Below are 16,891 nucleotides of genomic sequence, written 5' to 3' on the forward strand. Positions count from 1 at the left end.
CACAACGTGATGCCGCGCTATTAGCAGGCGACGCTAAAGCATTAAAAGAGGCACAAAAAGCCATGCGACTGGCCAGTGAAGATTTAGGTGAAGAAGCCGCCCGCATTTATGTACAACAAAACTACCCTAACGCCAAACCGTTAAACACCAAATTACCCAGTAATGGCAAACAAGGTGAGTTTGACCAAGTGTATGTTACTGACGATGGTAAAGTCCTTATCATGGAAGGTAAAGGCGGTAATGCAACATGGGGCAGTAGAATGGCTGGAGAGGAACGTGCCCAGCAAGGCTCCGCCAGGTACATGGATTCTGTGATTGATAATTACACAACTAAACTAGATACACTCACAAAAGACCCTCGCTATGGTAAAGTCGGCGAAGAGGCGTTTACCAAGCAGGTTGAAGGCATTGAAGATATGCTGGATGAGTTAGAAATTGCAAAAGAGAACAAAGCCCTAGAGTATATTGGCATACAACAAAAGGCCAATGACAAAGGGCTAATCGAGACCATTGATGTATCAATTTTTGATATCGGATTTTAAGGAGTAATTTAAATGATTAAAAGCCATTACAGCTTTGCACAAAGAAGCTATGACAGAGCAATCAAGTTATACAATAGGTTGCAAGAAGGAGGACTTGGGCGTATTCAAGAAGATCCTAGCCATGGGCTACATAATCATTTTAAGCGTAATCTAATAGACACTTTCCCAATGGAAGCCATTGAAAACCCCAATAGCTACCATGCTTGGTTATACCTGCTACGCGCCTCACAATTAGGGCACGGTATTTTTCAAAGTAACGCCAATGATGGTAAGGCTTTTTCATTCTTTTATGATGACGAATACCTAGAGGTGATTGGCAAGAAAAATCCTGAAAACGCAGAGCACCCAGTTTGGCTACTTGCTTTATATGCCGCGATTATCGTACGCAACCAAGCGGCCCTTGACTTTTTAACCGCCATCGACAATGAGGTGTTTGTAAACTCTAATTACAGCAATCAACTCAAGCCGTTTGATTATGCCTTGGCTGATTTACTCAAAGGGCTATTCAACCCAAGCGCTGATTTAGCACAGCTGCTTGAGCAAGCGTATGTCACCTCAAACCCAGATGATTACCCTATTGATGAGGCGTATTTGTATGCCAGTCGTCTCAAGTGGCCATTAGTCTCTATCATCGAAGCGATTTTCACTGAAGACGGCGAGCAAGCCTACAACAGCGCCATGGAAAAGGCCTTATTACTGCATAAGGAATATTACAGTGATGAAGAGCGTTTGGGCAGCCGTAGAGGAGGTTTAGCAATTCCCCTTATAGCGATGGCCGTTATCGCTAAAGAAGTCAAAGGTTATCAACTCACCGTTGAAAATGAGTATATTCCTGATTGGTTAATCAATGTCAATCCGCCAAAACCAGCATAAACGAACATATAAATAAACCCGCTCTTTAACAACATGGATGTTGTTAGGTTAGGCGCTACAATCTTTTAGGATTAGCGCCCTAGCCTTTCATTTTTACGCAAAGATAAATTCGTAGCAGCGGGTTCACCCCGCGTTTAAAAGCAGTCGTTAGACAACGACCAAAAGTTATTTTGAAACCCCTCGCGAGTTAACTTTAGTTTGAGCTAAACACCAAGCAATCAAAACCTTAACGGCAACGAAGTCAGCGTAACAGCAGACCAAGAACTGTCATTCGTCTCTGGCCGTGCAGTAAAAATATACGCCCAAAGTGATATTTTACTTAAAACCAATAACAGTGATTTAAAGCTCAACGTACCAAACGGCTCTACTTTTTTACAAACCAGTGACTCAATTAATATCACCGGCTCTGGGCAAGGTGATTTAATTATTCATAACGCCGGCGGCGAAATTAAACTCGACCGCCAAGGCAATGCCACCATCATCGCCACCAATGTTCTCACCCTCGACAGCAACATGATAACCTTTGATGGGCCAGTGGATTACGACATTGAAAGCCCTGATACGGCAAATAGCCCTAGTGCCTCAAGTCCTGCCAGTATAGCAAACATTACTGGCTTTGATATTTCAGAGTCCGGAATAGCCACCGCTCAAGATAAGATTATCGAACTCAGTTATTTTTACGATGATGGCCTACCTGTAGAAGATATTCGCTATGTCATTGACCATGCAAATGGCGGGCAATATGAAGGGCAATTATCTGCAGGTATTGCTACCATTCAAAATGTACCGGCTGGCAACTATTCTGTTACCTACCAAGGTACACCTGACGATGAGCTAGTCACGCTTCGCACGGATTTACGCACCAATCTCAATGCTATGGTAAAAGAAATTCGTACTCAAGCTAAAGTTCAAGAAGAATTGATTGAGCAAGAAAATATAGCAATGCAAGGGCTTATTTATACTGGTGCATTTATGACTGGATTGTATGAGCAAGGGTCGAGCATTGTATCTGGCGTTGGCGACTTTTTAGAGTGGGCCGGCGACAGTATTTATGATTTAGGGGCTGCTTGTTGGCGCATACTTGACTACCTTGCTCGCGGAGATGTTGAGGCACTTAGGCATGAGTGCGAACAAATACTTGAAAGTGCCGACAATACATTTGATGCCATCGCTGATGGTTTTGAAACGTTAGTCATGATTGCGCAAGATGAAGAAGCCAGAGAGTTACTCGCTAGTTTCCCTTATGATTATTTTGATGCGCATTCCAGTGTTGAAAAAGTACGTTTAGTAGGTAAGCTCGCCTTAGAGGTTTTATTAGCATTAGTCACATTTGGTGCCGGTGCCGTTATATCTGCTGTGTCTAAATCTCGTTATTTCGTAAAAGCTGCGCAAGCGATACAAAAGCTCACAGAGGCTATTAAGCTAAAACGCTTAAATTATACGCGCATAGGTAATACAGAGCAGCAGCACACTGACCGTATTGAAAAAGTAGATGATAACTTAACGCCCGGAGCAAAGCGCCGACGCCCTGAACCTCAATCGTTACAAGAAGCCATGTTAAGGTTAGACGTGGCAAGAGAGAATTTATTAAAATATGGCTATGTGGCTAAATACAGCGATGATGAGTTAATTGCATTAGCAAATGATGGAAGTGTAATTAACGAACGCTTCCATGTTCGTTTTATGGAGTCATCATATTTAGAGTACGATGGCAAACCTGGCTTATTGGGCGCGCCATTTCAAGGTGAGTCAGGATTTGGCGCAAAATATTGGTCTACGACATTTGACCAATTAGAGAATGCAGACTCCGACCCAGAAATTATCAGTAAAGTACTTGGACTTGACTATAATCCCAAAAACGATTATTCATTGGTTATCATTGATACACAGCAAGCACACGCACTGGCAGATACCAAAAGCCTAGTACCGACTTATGAAAACCTCAATAAATTTGCACGAGAAGAGCTATCAGAAAAATTCACGCCAGAACAATTAGATACACTGCTTACCCCTGAATTTCAAACTAAGTACAGTGAGCTTTATACTGAAGCACTTAATTCTGACTTTATGAAAGCTGAGTGGGATACAAAAGGAGCGTTAGATTACCTTAATAGCTTAGGTTTAAATCAAAGTGAATTTGAGCTATTCGAAAAGCGACTTGAAATGCAAACTAGCATTGGTAATAACCAGCACTTTTTAGGCAATGGCTTAACAAAAAATTTATTAGAAGGAACAGAGTATGGTGCTGTTGAAACGTTTAACTTTGAGAGAAAGCTGATTAATTTAGAACAATTTGGGAGTGCGATAGATATCACCCCAATTATTAAACCAATTGAAAGCGGAATTTAAAATGACCAAACAACTTTTTCCTCCTCTTGTTGAAATCAAAGACCCAGCAATACCACCTAAAGACATCAGGCTTTTAGTGAAAGTTGAAGATAAACTGAATTATCCTGGTGATTTTGAATCTTTTTTTATACAAAGCAATTACCTTTCTATTGTTTCGCACCGAATAGTCAAACGTAAAAATGAACCTGATTTTTTATCAACATGGCAATTTGATGCACCATTATCTATTTTACCTTGGTTTGTTAATAAATTTGAGTTTTTTACCAAAATGCCTCACGAAGGTGGATTAGCTCATGGCAAAATTAGCACTGATAACCTCGTTGAAAATGAAAAAATAGGACTGACACGCTTAATGGGGCGATTAAATGCTAGGGGCGATCAAGGTTATAGTTTAACAAACTATTCTAGGAAAAATTACAAAACAACGAATTACCAAATACTTAGTATTTCGGATAGCTATTTTTTCCAAGGAGGGTTCTTTGATACGTGGAAAGAACTTGCCAAAAAATACGAAGATGGCACTTTATAAGCTTTACCGCTAAGGACAGCATATGCAACCAGATACTAAAAACATCCCTCAACAACTCGGCCAGTACCTTTATCAGCAAATTAATGAGCCATGGCTTGAAGCACAACTGATTTTAAATTGCGAAGATGTAAACGTACTTGAATGTACAGCTCATTATCAAACAGAAGATGATACAAGCGACCAGCCAATTACCGTGACAGACGAGATAGTTGATTTATTCAATACCCTATTTGAAAGTGCCACCAAACACCAGCCAGAAAATTGGACGCGCGCTATTTTTACTATTAGTCGCCAAGGTCAGTTCAACCTGAACTTTGAGCGTGACAATACCGATGATGACGTTATCACCGCACAACAAACACATTAATAAATAACTTAAATTCAAGTAAATAATTACCCGCTCTTTAACAACATGGATGTTGTAAGGCTAGGCGCTACAGTCTTTTAAAGATTGCCGCCCTAGCCTTTCATTAGCTTTTACACCAGAAAAGCTTAAATACTCTGCTATAAAAGGCGTGGGTAAAGTCGTCATTAAAAACAGCGGTGAGTCGATGGAAGCCGCCATTGCAGTGCTCCGGCTTTTACCCAACGAAAGTAGGCAAAGGCGACCCTGTAAAATACTTACGGAAAATAAACTGGCAGAATTTAGGCAAACAAGCGCCAGTGAAGTCAAAGCGGTCATCAAAGGCTTTAGAGATACCTTGCAAGATATTTCTACCAGCTGGAAATACGATCTTCTGCTACCAGACTCGGCCATTGACGGCATGCAAGGCATGGTCAAACAACTTGATGAAGTCACCCCAAAAATTGACCAAGGCGTTAAAAACGCCGCAAATGAAATTGGCAATCGTGTAAATAAAGCCCTCGATGAATTTGAGCCACCGGCAAGTACAGGTGTGGTAGGTAAACCGAAGAAAACAGTTGCTAATGAGCTTGAAGCCCCAGAAGGGAATGATTTAAAGGGGGCTAAAAGTAAAAAAACCTCTAACTCAACCGACAAAAAATACAGCTCAAATTTAGTTAATAATCGCAAGGTGTATAAAACCGATCTTGACTTTATATCTGGAATACCGACACATGTTGATTCAAGTGTCCATAAAAGTATTAGAGCTAAAATTGAAGATGGGTGGTCAAATCTTGATTTAATGAAAAATGGTAATGCCCCTATAGGCAAAGACGGCAAGCAAATAAACTTACACCACATTTTGGGACAAGAGCCAAGCCCAATGGTTGAGCTTTTATCTTCGATCCATAAAAAGCACCATAAAGCTTTACATGGTCTAATCGAAGATGGTAAAAGCTTTAGGAATAACCCTTCGCTCCAATATCAGTATGAAAAATTTAAAAAAGAGTACTGGAAACTTAGAGCAAAAGATTTTGAGTAGGTAAATCTGTATGAATAAATATAGTGAGTTAATCAAACAACTTGATTTGAGTGAACACGAAACCTTTTGGCAAGGTTCGGCTGACTTGAAAGAAATAGCGCTGCTTGAACAGCTAATTTCAATAAAACTCCCACCTTCATTAGTTGGTTTTTTAAAAGAATGTGGTGGAGGTGGAACAATCGATGCTGAGGTATCTGGTATTGAAGATAATAATGCTACTTTGAAGCGTGGAGGAACGATATTAGGTGACACACTAGATTGCAGGGAAACATTTGAATTACCCCCCCATTTAATTGTGATTTTTTATAAAGAAAATGAAATTTGTTGGTGCTTAGATTCTAATACCCAAGAAAAAGAATACCCAATGGTTAATTATAATTTATTTAAAAAACAAGTTGACGGAGTAATAGCTGACTCCTTCCTCTCATTCTTTTGTGAGTATGTTGAACTTAGAATCTCGTAGAATCTATTTAAGCTAATTAAACACGCTAAGGACAGCACATGCAACCAGACATAAAAAACATTTCCCAACAACTTGGTCAGTACCTTTATCAGCAAATTAATGAGCCATGGCTTGAAGCAAAACTGATTTTAAATTGCGAAGATGAAGACCAACTGGAATGTATAGCTCACTATCAAACAGCAGATGACTCAAACGAACACCTAATCCCTGTGTCTATCGAGATAGTCGATTTATTCAACGTTTTATTTGTTAAAGCCACCAAGCACCAACCCGAAAACTGGACGCGCGCTATTTTTACTATTACACGGCAAGGTCAGTTTAACCTGAACTTTGAGCGTGATAATACCGATGATGACGTTATTACTGCGTTGCAAACGCATTAAACAATACTGCTACCCGCTCTTTAACAACATGGATGTTGTAAGGCTAGGCGCTACAGTCTTTTAAAGATTGCCGCCCTAGCCTTTCATTAGCTTTTACACCAGAAAAGCTTAAATACTCTGCTATAAAAGGCGTGGGTAAAGTCGTCATTAAAAACAGCGGTGAATCGATGGAAGCCGCCATTGCAGTGCTCCGGCTTTTACCCAACGAAAGTAGGCAAAGGCGACCCTGTAAAATACTTACGGAAAATAAACTGGCAGAATTTAGGCAAACAAGCGCCAGTGAAGTCAAAGCCGTCATCAAAGGCTTTAGAGATACATTACAAGACATTTCAACCAGCTGGAAATATGATTTACTGCTGCCAGACTCGGCCATTGACGGCATGCAAGCCATGGTTAAACAGCTTGATGAAGTCACCCCGCAAATTGACCAAGGCGTAAAAAACGCCGCAAACGAAATTGGCAATCGCGTAAACAAAGCCCTCGATGAATTTGAGCCACCGGCAAGTACAGGTGTTGTGGGCAAACCGAAGAAAACAGTTGCCAATGAATTAGAAGCGCCTAAAGGGAATGATTTAAAAGGGGCTAAAAGTAATAGAAAAGATAGGAGAGTAGCTCCTGAATTATATGCAAAGCTAAGAAGGTCTACACCATCCCCAGAAATCAGAAATCAAGTAAATAAGAACAAAAAGCCACCTTATCCTGATGAAGCGCTGCCAGGACTAGTGGTCACCGGACGCTTAGAAGCCGATCACGTTGTTCCAATGGACAAAATAACTAGAATGAAGGGCTTTGAAAGGCTAACATTGGAACAACAAAAGCAAGTACTCAATGACCCAATGAACTTCATTGGGCTGAGTAAAACAGCTAATACATCTAAAGGCTCAAAAAGTTTTTCAGAGTGGATTGAATATAAAAAAGGTGGAATTAAAGTATCTCCAGAGTTTAGAGAAAAAATGATGAAACTAGAGACAGAATTAGAATTAGAGATTCAAAGAAAGATCGATATTTTAGCAAAATAAATTAAAGGTAATTTTCAATGAAAAATGATTTAAAGAAGTTTTTAGCTGACTATTTTGACCAGCCAGAGGTTATAGACACTAAAAATTTATCCGGGGATGTCAAAGCGGCAATACCTGAAATCTGGGCAGAAATATTTCAAGAAAATGATTTGAAAATTGATCGTACAATTAAATTATTTAGAAAGTTTAATATAAATTTAGAACTAACCTATGAATATCTAGCAGAACATCTTGAATCTATTGATTTAGCATATTACTTTGACGACTATCATTTAATTTTTGGCGTTCGTTCATTATCAGGAAAACAGGTTCTATATTATCAATCTAAAAACCCAAAAAACATTGAATTAACAGAGTGCTATGCTCTACTTTCAAATGATTTAAAAGAGTTTTACACACACTTCAATGGCTTTAACTACTTAGTCTCAAATTCAATGGGGCTTTTACCAATTGATGAGCATGAATTATTAGATGAGTATGACTGGGAAATATTAGAAGATAACGATATTGATATAGACTTAAACAAATTCAAGAGCATTTTTACTAATGGTGCTGGAGGATACATTTGTTTTAATCGAATAAAGGGCTCTGAAGACTCTTTAATTTGGTGGTCTAATGAGTTACCAACTAAAAATATAGACTTTTGGGCAACAATTGATACTTGGCTAACAATTGGTTTTGAAGATTAGTCATCAACACGCTAAGGACAGCACATGCAACCAGACACTAAAAACATCCCCCAACAACTCGGTCAGTACCTTTATCAGCAAATTAATGAGCCATGGCTTAAAGCACACCTTATTTTAAATTGCGAAGATGAAAATAAACTTGAATGCACAGCGCATTACCAAACAGCGGATGACTCAAGCGAACAGCCAATTACCGTGACAGACGAGATAATCAATTTATTCAACACCCTTTTTGAGAATGCAACCAAGCACCAACCAGAAAACTGGACGCGCGCTATTTTCACCATAAATCGGCAAGGTCGGTTTAACTTGAATTTTGAGCGTGATAATACCGATGAAGACATTACCACCGCCAAAAGTAAGTACTAACTTAAAAATGAATGACTTATTACAATACTATGGAAATCAATATAACCCCGAATAAAGCTAAGCTTAACCACCTCACCGTTACGAACTGGTCTGCAAGAATTTCAATCTATTTTTTTATTGTAATTATTATAACAAACTAGGAAAAGCTGTCTTTTTTTGCAACTATGATTTGAACCTTAACTTGATACATACTAAAATGCGCACTGATTTATAATCTAAAAATATGAAAGTCATGGAAGACTGAAGTAGAAACAAAACCTACTCTGTTATTTCATGATATTCATAACTGTAAGTTCTATAAACAAAGATGTTTATTATGAACAATTTAATGGAGTAATTATGAAATATTTAAGTGCGTTAGTTGCAATACTGATGCTATCAGGTTGTTCAAGTAGCCCTGAAGTCACACCTGAACCTACCCCTGAAGAACAACCTATCATAGCCGAAGAGCAGGAGAATAATATTATTTCTTTAACTGTTCTGACTTCTCCTGAAGATGCCCGAATCCGTATTATGAATATAAAACCCAAATACCAAGCAGGCATTGAACTCGATGAAGGGAAATATGATATAGAAGTGACTAAAGATGGCTACTTAACTTATAGGAAATGGGTGCAAGTTGACAAAAAAACGATTCTCACAATCGAATTAGATCCGATTGAAGCAAGTCAAGCCCCTTAATAACGCTAGGATGGCAAGTAATCTATCTTGCCATCAATATTTAAACTCTGAATACCACTAATTTAATTGAACAAACTATAAAATATCAGTATTCTTTCAAGCTCATTTAAGGACGATAACCAAACAAGGTAGTTTATTGTGGAGCAATCACACAACCATTCAAGCGATACCGATAGCCAGCAACGCCCACGAATATCTAATGTATTAAAAACCGCAGATCATAAAGAGCTGAAGAGCACTGGTTTTTGGTTAAATCAAGTATTCTTAGTACTTTCAACTATCTTTGGCGTTTACCTAGCCGCACAAAGTGGTTTAGAACAAGCCTTGAAGTTTGATAGCTACAGTAAAATGGAAGATAACTATTATTTGCGAACATCACTTTACCATGAAGTAAGTGATAATCTTTCAAACATAAAAAGCTATTCGTTATTGTTAGCTAAAAGCCCGCACAACAATGAACTGGAAAAGCATAAACCCACTTTAGAAAAGTACATTTGGCAAACGATGCAGTATTCACCGACAACGCTTGAAACGCCAAGTATCTTTTTAACGCAAATTAGACGCTTTTATAGCCGTGCTGAGTTTGTAATTAACGCTGCGCTAAAGCGACAAATGTCTGCTCGACAAGCATCAATAGAGCTTAATAAAATTACCGACATCATTGAAAAACAAACCTTACCGCAGCTACAAGCAAGTGCTTTGCACTTACAACAAGAATTAAAACAAAACGATATTATTATCGGCTCACTAAAGGACTCTAGTCATGCCAACTAAAATTTGCCCGCACTGCAAAGATAACCCATTAGATGTAACCCACTACCACGGTGAAGAAATTGATATCTGCCGCCAATGTGGTGGTTTATGGTTTGAAAAAAACGAAGTAAACCGTATGATTGCCGAGATCAATGAAGGGCCTATAGGTGAAAAATACGAAACTCATTTTGGTGAATCACTGGGTATTTCAAAGCTGGATTGCCCTGATTGTAAAAAAAACCTTGAACGCTTCCATCTACTCGAAGATTTTCATACAGAAATTGATGTGTGTCGCCATTGTGATGGCAGCTGGATTGAAAAAGATCAATTAGAAAGCGTTGAAAACAGCCCTGAACTAAAAGTAAGTTTGAATGAGCTAAACCAAAAAATTAACTGGAAAACGTATTTGTTTCAATTTTTGACACAGATGCCTGTTGAATATAACCTCAAGCCTAAGCAAACACCTTGGGTAACGCGTGGCCTAATTGCCGTTAATGCGATAATTTTTGCATTGTATTTTTTCAATAGCGGCACCTTCATGGCCACACTTGAGTTATTTGCTATGAACCCGAGTAAAATATCGCAAGGGGAACAGCTATGGACTGTGCTCACCTGCGTTTTCTTACACGGTTCAATTATGCATTTAGTAGGCAATATGTACTTTTTGTATATTATTGGTGATAACCTTGAAGATGTACTCGGCCATAAAAAGTTTTTAATGTGGTATTTGATTTGTGGTTTGGCTGCATCATTTGCCAGTTTTATTGTTCACCCAAGTTCAACCATACCAAGCGTAGGTGCCAGTGGTGCAATAGCCGGATTATTTGGTATGTATTTAATGTGGTTTAGACATGCCAGCTTAACGTTTATGATCATTATATATCAGAAAAAAATCTCCGCTGTTTGGTTCTTTGTGATTTGGCTTGGCATTAATATATTTGGTATGCTCTCTGCACCGGATGGTGTAGATTATGGCGCGCACATCGGTGGCTTTATTGCAGGCTTACTGATTGGCTATGTGCTAAAAGCCAAAGTAATTCAAGCGAACCCAATTATTCGCTTATTAAATCAACCACAGGCCCAACTTAAGCGTTAACAGTACATTTAACAAACAGTCTTCGTTTTTGAAGGCTGTTGTATATACACTTCACGAATAATCACCTCACACTGTGCTTGGTTCATAAAAGCAGGCACAGGGTAATCCGGATGCGCCTCTTTTAATGCCGCTTTTGCTAGCTCTTTAATATCACTGCGTTGTATCTCTGGCAGGTGTTTTGGAATGTTGAGTACCTCTAATAACTGCTCTATGGTAGTAAGTAAAATGTTCGCTTTAACTTCTATGCTTTGATCTGGCTGGGTCAATTTACAGTAATCGGCCACCTCTGCAAGTTTAGGGGAGATAACTGGACCATAAAATTTAAGCACCGGCATGAGCAATACACTATTAGCCAAACCATGCGCGGTCCCATAACGTGCACCAAACTGATGTGCAATGGCATGAACATAACCTACCGATGCTCGAGTAAATGCTTGTCCTGCGTAAAATGACGCTAACAACATATTTTCTCTGGCCACTAAGTTATCTCCATCATTATAAGCTGTTGGCAAGTTGTTGATTATAAGCTCAATCGCTTGCAATGATTTTTGATCACTAAAGTTTAGCCCTATTTTACCTATGTATGACTCTATTGCATGTGTCAGTGCATCGATACCGGTTGCTGCGGTAATAAAATCAGGGACTGACTGAGTAAGCTCGGCGATTAGAATCGCATCACTAGGCACCAAAGAAAAATCGGTAGCGGCATACTTTTTTTGAGTTTGTGGATCATTTACAACAGCAGCAACGGTTGTTTCAGAACCTGTACCTGCCGTTGTAGGAATAGCGCACAGAGGGGGAAGTTTTTTTAATACTTTAAATAGCCCCTTTAATTGTTTAACTGACTTTTTTGGCTTTACTGAACGGGCTGCTATTAGTTTAGCGCAATCTAACACCGAGCCACCGCCAACAGCGATGATACCTGCACATTGTTGAGCGTTATACACTTGTACGCCCTTTTCAACGTTATCAATGCTTGGGTTAGGCGCTACATCAGTATATAAATGCCACTTTATTTGTTGCTCATCTAATGATGCTAATGTTTTTTTAAGCACTCCGAGTTTTAATAATGTTGCATCACTTATGACTAACAAAGGCTTTTCTGTTTGCCAAGTTTGTAACCATTGCGCTAAGCCACTATACCCTGTGTACAAACGTGGATTAGGAATACCGATAAAGATAACAATACATTTTAAAGCAAAGTGATAGCAACGATAAAAAATGGTCATAAAGGTAATCTTATAAATTTGTAGTACCTAATACTGCACTTAAATTAGAGATATTGCCAATAGTAAAGGTAAGCCAATGCGCTGCTGTTGATAATAATCGTTAACCATAATACAGCGATGAATGGTCGCTTCTTAGATTTATGCCGAAACCACTGCTGAGCTATTAATGCTCCTGGCCAGCCACATAATAAGGCTAAAATATGCAAGCTACGCTCTGGTACTCTGAGTGTTTGATTTGCTGTGTCTATCGCTAAACGCTTATCCCACTTATAAACTAAAATGGTGATTGTACTCATAAACAGATAGACACTTGAGAGCATCGTCGGCCAGTATTCTAAAAATCCACTAATCGCTAAAAAAGCTAAAAAACTGCTCGAAAACAACAATAATACTTTTTTTATTAACAAGCGTTAACCTATACTGAGACTATAAATAATAACAAGCTCTAATTATGTCATATTTAAAAACCATTTTACTAACCCTTTACTTAACAGCGACTAACGTAGCAATCGCCAATGATTCAGCTGATATAGCAAAAGAGCTTGCTGTATTTAAACCTTACCTAGGCACGTGGCAAGCTGACTTTAAAGTAGAACCAGGAAAACCACCCATTCAAGATGTCAGTTTGTGGGAGCGTGCTTTAAACGGGAAAGCCATTCGCACTTCGCATTCAATTAATGAAGGGGTGTATGGTGGGGAGTCAATGATTTTTTGGGATAGTAAAGAACAGTCAATCGTATTTTATTATTTCACTACCGCAGGCTTTTATACTAAAGGCACCATGACTGTCTTATCGCCCACAAAATTTGTCGCTTACGAAACAGTCACAGGCTCGAAAGAGGGAATAACCAAAGTTCGTTCCACCAGCGAATACATCGATAACAAATTTATTGTGCTTACTTCCTATTTAAAAAAAGGCGAATGGACCAAGCCCGAAGAGCGTATTTATATACGCAGTGGCAAGAAAGTGAAATTTAAATAACGCGGGCTTTCACCCGCGCAAGTATACTTACTTAGCGAACTTTTTAAACGGTTCGTCTACTGGTGTATCTGCAAGGTGATTGGTGTAGTTGCTCATCACTTTTTGCGATAAACCTAACACAATTTCAAGCAACTGCTGCTGCGCATAACCTGCAGCAAAAAACTTTTCGATTTGCTCATCGCTGATCACACCACGGTTTTGCGTCATCGCAAGTGTTGTTTCACGAAGAGTTTCAAGCTTTTCATCTGCCAATGGTGTTTTATTTACAAGCGCATCAACGATGCCTTCATCAACTTTCATACTCGCTGCAATCGCGCTGTGTGCAGGCACACAATAATGACATTCATGCTCAACGTTGATTGTTTGCCATACTACTGTTAACTCTTCTGCATTAAACGAAGTATTTTGAAATAACTCATGAAGAACCTGGTAGCCTTCAAGCAATGTTGGCGCTTGTGCCATTACTGCATGTAAATTAGGTAGCATACCAAACGCTGCTACTGACTTTTCCATTAAAGGTTTTGCCGCTTCAGGGGCGTTTTCTTGCGTGTATAAAGTAAATTCAGCCATTATTTAACTCCAAATTGAAAGTGTTTAAGTATGTTCGAGTTCATACTATTTGATTTTGAGCGAGTGTTCAAGTTAAAATTGAGCAAGTGTTCAAATAGAGTATTTATGTAATGGTCAATAAAGTAAAATTCGAGCGTGATGAAGTGATACGTACAGCGGGTCATTTGTTCTGGCAAAAAGGCTTTAACGCCACATCGACTCGCGATCTGCAAAATGCTATCAACATGCGCCCAGGCAGTATTTACGCTGCATTTGGCTCTAAAGAAGGTCTCTATTGTGAAGCAATTAAAGACTATGCACAATTTATGCAAAGCCAGCTTTTAGCTGCGCTTGATGAACACGAAAACATACTTGATGGTTTAACTGCTTTTGTGAAAAAGGTACTCATTGAAGATGCTCAATGCGCGCCAAGTATGTTGTGCATGTTAGTCAAAGCGAATAATGAGTTTACCGAAGATGAGCCAACACTAAAATTATTGAGCAACGACCTTGCAAACCAATTTGAGGCATTTCTAACAACCCTGTTTGAAAAGGCTCAGTACGCTAAAGAGCTTGATACACGTATTGCTGCAATCGAATATGCGCGCTATTTTCAAATTCAATTCACAGGCTTGCGTAGCTACTTAAATAGACCAAACACACACGTGTTAACTGATGCCTTGATTGATCAAATGTTTATCTCTATTAAGCAACTTTAAAGCCTAAACAGGGTTAAAATGGCAGTAATCACTTACTGCCAAGTCACTATTGAGTGTTTTAGGTTTTAAGTTTATTTAGCTCATCATCTTGCTGGGCAACCAGTTGATTTAGCATTTGGCTACCATCACCCGCTTGCGTAGAAAGGTCAGCTAATTGCGATGCGGCATCTGAAATCAACGTCAAGTTACGGTTAATTTCTTCTGTTACCGAGCTTTGCTCTTCAGCTGCTGTGGCAATTTGCGTGATCTGTCCTGTTATGTCTTCTACTTTTGTCACTACGCTATGAAGCGCATCAAATGCAACGGTTGTTTCATCAACGGCTGTTTGGGCTCGTACTACCCCTTTTTCAATAACAGAAGATGCATTACCAACCTCAAGCTGAAGGCTATCGATCAAACCACTAATATCATCGGTAGAAGAGCGAGTTTTTGACGCAAGCGCTCTGACTTCATCCGCTACAACAGCAAAGCCACGGCCCTGCTCTCCAGCGCGGGCGGCCTCAATGGCTGCATTAAGTGCAAGCAAGTTTGTTTGTTCTGCAATGGTGCGAATTACATCTAATATTTGAGTAATGTCATTACTGCGTGCGGCGACCTTCTCGACCGCTTGATTTGCTTGTTGAATTTCATCAGACATAGTTTTAACTTGTGATACCGCAGATGATAAGCTCGCCTCACTGCTGACAACCAAAGAGTTTATTTCGTCAGCTTGCTGTGCTGACTGCTCTGATGCTCGCGCAACTTCTAATGCAGTGGCGCTCATTTCATTCATCGCCGTAACCACACTTTCTATTTCTTGAAATTGAGACTGAACATTTTGCTTGGTGTCTAATGCAACATGCGCGGCAGTTTGCGCTTGCTCTTTCGTTTGACCTGACACATCTTTTAACTGGGCAATTAAATCACGCAGCTTGGCTAAAAAGGCATTAAACCCGTAGGCTAAAGCAATTAATTCAGCATGTGAGTCTACGCTAAGCGTCTGAGTTAGGTCACCTTCACTGCTAGCCAGGTTATCTACCCTTTTTTGAATTTGTTGTAGCGGTGCAATTATACTCTTAATAACGATTAACATGACAAAAAAGGCCACTGCAGCGATGACAATACCTGTAATTAAAATAAGTCCGCCGAGGGTGCTGGCATTATCGTCCATTGTTTTTGCTAATGCTTGAGGACCACTTAATGCAAGCTCTGTGGGCACTTCAATCAATAAATTCCACTGTTTGCCTGCCAGCTTAATTGCAATTGGATAATTAACCAGGTACTCGTTATTAACTTTATGAATGCCCGCTTCTTCTTTTAATCGTTCAAAGCTCGTTACTAAGCTATTTGATACTGCCTCTTTCAAAGGCCGGCCCAATTTATCTTTGTAGTGACTGCTGCCAACTACTAAGTCTAGCGAGCTTAAAAGTGTTACTCTGGCTTGGCCATTATATAAGTCTTTTGACAGCTGCTCTGTCATGGTTTGAAATACAGGAAGTGTTAGATCAACCCCTGTTACACCGATAAAGCGGTCATTTCTAAGCACTGGCACAACTAGCGACGTCATCATTTCTGAGTAACCTGGAGAAATTTCGTAAAGGTAAGGCTCCATAATACAAGAGGTCTTGGTGTCTTTTGCACATAAATACCACTCGGCTTCGCGCTGGCCAAACTCATTTAAAGTGGTAACATATTTTTCATCAACATCCTCAACAACCTGCTGCTCTATAACCCCTTCTCTGCTACGAGTAAAATAAACTTCTAAAGTGCCGGCTCCGGCCACTGAGTGAGTATACCCTCGAGTAAATTGTGCGTCTTTGTTGTCAAAACCATTTGCTTCAAATTGCGAGTAAATAGAGGAAATATTGCTGTTTCTTTCAATCAATGATTTATTAAGTTGCACGACAGATTCACGGCTAAGCGTACTCGCAGCATCTTGACTTCCAACAATGGCTGCAAATGAAAACGGAACTCTGTAAGCTTCATTTATAAAACCTGCAATTCGTTCACCATAGGCTGCTGCATTTGCCGTGAGTTTTTCTTCAACTTCAGCAACAATAAGCTCTTCAGCTTCACTCGAAAGAACTTTGTTACTACTTGATAGCTGCCACCATAAAACACTTGATAATACAAACACAGTAATAAAAATACTGCCTACAGTTAGCCAAAGTAACTTTTTTGATAATGCTAATTGCCGCATTCGTTCGATCCTATAATTAAAACAACATATAGAGTTTAGCCTAATTAGAGAATGATATAGTAGATTATTGAAAAAACATGATTAACTTAGTGTATCTGTCAT

At 39.3% G+C, this 16,891-nt stretch carries 19 protein-coding genes and 1 pseudogene; 16 read left to right on the plus strand and 4 right to left on the minus strand.

The features are described from left to right. From QMA12_RS18785 to QMA12_RS18850, 14 genes and pseudogenes are all read left to right on the plus strand, one after another. Nucleotides 1–542 (plus strand): annotated as a pseudogene (locus tag QMA12_RS18785) (type IV secretion protein Rhs); the annotation flags it as partial. Nucleotides 543–554: 12 nt separating this feature from the next. Beyond that, the gene (locus QMA12_RS18790; protein ID WP_290295296.1) at nucleotides 555–1,415 is read left to right on the plus strand and encodes an immunity 49 family protein; all 861 of its coding nucleotides are present in this window, start codon (nucleotides 555–557) and stop codon (nucleotides 1,413–1,415) included. A gap of 513 nt (nucleotides 1,416–1,928) precedes the next feature. Then, entirely contained in the window at nucleotides 1,929–3,764 is a 1,836-nt protein-coding gene (locus tag QMA12_RS18795) for a hypothetical protein (protein WP_290211039.1), read from the plus strand. Between the two features lies 1 nt (nucleotide 3,765). After that, complete coding sequence (locus QMA12_RS18800; RefSeq protein WP_290211040.1) at nucleotides 3,766–4,293, plus strand: hypothetical protein; 528 nt, start codon at nucleotides 3,766–3,768, stop codon at nucleotides 4,291–4,293. Nucleotides 4,294–4,315: 22 nt separating this feature from the next. Continuing rightward, nucleotides 4,316–4,660 carry an immunity protein YezG family protein gene (locus tag QMA12_RS18805; RefSeq protein ID WP_290211041.1) on the plus strand — a complete coding sequence of 115 codons (345 nt, stop codon included), beginning with the start codon at nucleotides 4,316–4,318 and terminating at the stop codon, nucleotides 4,658–4,660. Nucleotides 4,661–4,808: 148 nt separating this feature from the next. After that, nucleotides 4,809–5,678, plus strand: a complete 870-nt coding sequence (locus QMA12_RS18810) for an HNH/ENDO VII family nuclease (protein WP_290211042.1) — start codon at nucleotides 4,809–4,811, stop codon at nucleotides 5,676–5,678. A 10-nt stretch (nucleotides 5,679–5,688) separates the two neighbouring features. Beyond that, nucleotides 5,689–6,141, plus strand: coding sequence for an SMI1/KNR4 family protein (locus QMA12_RS18815; protein ID WP_290211043.1), 453 nt, complete (start codon nucleotides 5,689–5,691; stop codon nucleotides 6,139–6,141). Nucleotides 6,142–6,179: 38 nt separating this feature from the next. Then, nucleotides 6,180–6,524: a DUF600 domain-containing protein gene (locus QMA12_RS18820; RefSeq protein ID WP_290211044.1), complete on the plus strand. Its 345-nt coding sequence runs from the start codon at nucleotides 6,180–6,182 to the stop codon at nucleotides 6,522–6,524. Between the two features lie 167 nt (nucleotides 6,525–6,691). Beyond that, on the plus strand, nucleotides 6,692–7,543 hold the full coding sequence (locus tag QMA12_RS18825; RefSeq protein ID WP_290211045.1) for a hypothetical protein: 852 nt from the start codon (nucleotides 6,692–6,694) through the stop codon (nucleotides 7,541–7,543). Nucleotides 7,544–7,560: 17 nt separating this feature from the next. Then, on the plus strand, nucleotides 7,561–8,232 hold the full coding sequence (locus QMA12_RS18830) for an SMI1/KNR4 family protein (protein WP_290211046.1): 672 nt from the start codon (nucleotides 7,561–7,563) through the stop codon (nucleotides 8,230–8,232). Between the two features lie 24 nt (nucleotides 8,233–8,256). Continuing rightward, nucleotides 8,257–8,601, plus strand: coding sequence for an immunity protein YezG family protein (locus QMA12_RS18835; RefSeq protein ID WP_290211047.1), 345 nt, complete (start codon nucleotides 8,257–8,259; stop codon nucleotides 8,599–8,601). 339 nt (nucleotides 8,602–8,940) lie between these two features. Next, a complete protein-coding gene (locus tag QMA12_RS18840) occupies nucleotides 8,941–9,282 on the plus strand; it encodes a PEGA domain-containing protein (protein ID WP_290211048.1) in 342 nt (113 codons plus the stop codon). Between the two features lie 138 nt (nucleotides 9,283–9,420). Then, nucleotides 9,421–10,056: a hypothetical protein gene (locus QMA12_RS18845; protein ID WP_290211049.1), complete on the plus strand. Its 636-nt coding sequence runs from the start codon at nucleotides 9,421–9,423 to the stop codon at nucleotides 10,054–10,056. Beyond that, nucleotides 10,046–11,131 (plus strand): rhomboid family intramembrane serine protease, encoded by a 1,086-nt coding sequence (locus QMA12_RS18850; protein WP_290211050.1) that lies wholly within the window; start codon nucleotides 10,046–10,048, stop codon nucleotides 11,129–11,131. Before QMA12_RS18845 ends, QMA12_RS18850 begins: the two co-directional genes overlap by 11 nt. An 8-nt stretch (nucleotides 11,132–11,139) precedes the next feature. Here QMA12_RS18850 and QMA12_RS18855 read toward each other — a convergent pair whose 3' ends face one another. Together QMA12_RS18855 and QMA12_RS18860 are read right to left on the minus strand one after the other, a co-directional pair. Then, nucleotides 11,140–12,360 (minus strand): iron-containing alcohol dehydrogenase, encoded by a 1,221-nt coding sequence (locus QMA12_RS18855; RefSeq protein ID WP_290211051.1) that lies wholly within the window; start codon nucleotides 12,358–12,360, stop codon nucleotides 11,140–11,142. Nucleotides 12,361–12,404: 44 nt separating this feature from the next. Further along, nucleotides 12,405–12,656, minus strand: coding sequence for a DUF1294 domain-containing protein (locus QMA12_RS18860; RefSeq protein ID WP_290211052.1), 252 nt, complete (start codon nucleotides 12,654–12,656; stop codon nucleotides 12,405–12,407). 155 nt (nucleotides 12,657–12,811) lie between these two features. On the opposite strand from QMA12_RS18860, the gene QMA12_RS18865 reads away from it, so the two are divergent. Then, nucleotides 12,812–13,342, plus strand: a complete 531-nt coding sequence (locus tag QMA12_RS18865) for a hypothetical protein (protein ID WP_290211053.1) — start codon at nucleotides 12,812–12,814, stop codon at nucleotides 13,340–13,342. Nucleotides 13,343–13,369: 27 nt separating this feature from the next. On the opposite strand, the gene QMA12_RS18870 is transcribed toward QMA12_RS18865, so the two are convergent. Then, a complete protein-coding gene (locus QMA12_RS18870; RefSeq protein WP_087533176.1) occupies nucleotides 13,370–13,912 on the minus strand; it encodes a carboxymuconolactone decarboxylase family protein in 543 nt (180 codons plus the stop codon). Between the two features lie 110 nt (nucleotides 13,913–14,022). Here QMA12_RS18870 and QMA12_RS18875 point away from each other — a divergent pair, with 110 nt between their 5' ends. Beyond that, nucleotides 14,023–14,610 carry a TetR/AcrR family transcriptional regulator gene (locus tag QMA12_RS18875; protein ID WP_290211054.1) on the plus strand — a complete coding sequence of 196 codons (588 nt, stop codon included), beginning with the start codon at nucleotides 14,023–14,025 and terminating at the stop codon, nucleotides 14,608–14,610. A gap of 58 nt (nucleotides 14,611–14,668) precedes the next feature. On the opposite strand, the gene QMA12_RS18880 is transcribed toward QMA12_RS18875, so the two are convergent. Beyond that, nucleotides 14,669–16,789: a methyl-accepting chemotaxis protein gene (locus QMA12_RS18880; RefSeq protein WP_087533174.1), complete on the minus strand. Its 2,121-nt coding sequence runs from the start codon at nucleotides 16,787–16,789 to the stop codon at nucleotides 14,669–14,671. Nucleotides 16,790–16,891: the final 102 nt, after the last annotated feature.

It is taken from the genome of Pseudoalteromonas sp. APC 3893, assembly GCF_030408095.1.
GTDB lineage: Bacteria > Pseudomonadota > Gammaproteobacteria > Enterobacterales > Alteromonadaceae > Pseudoalteromonas.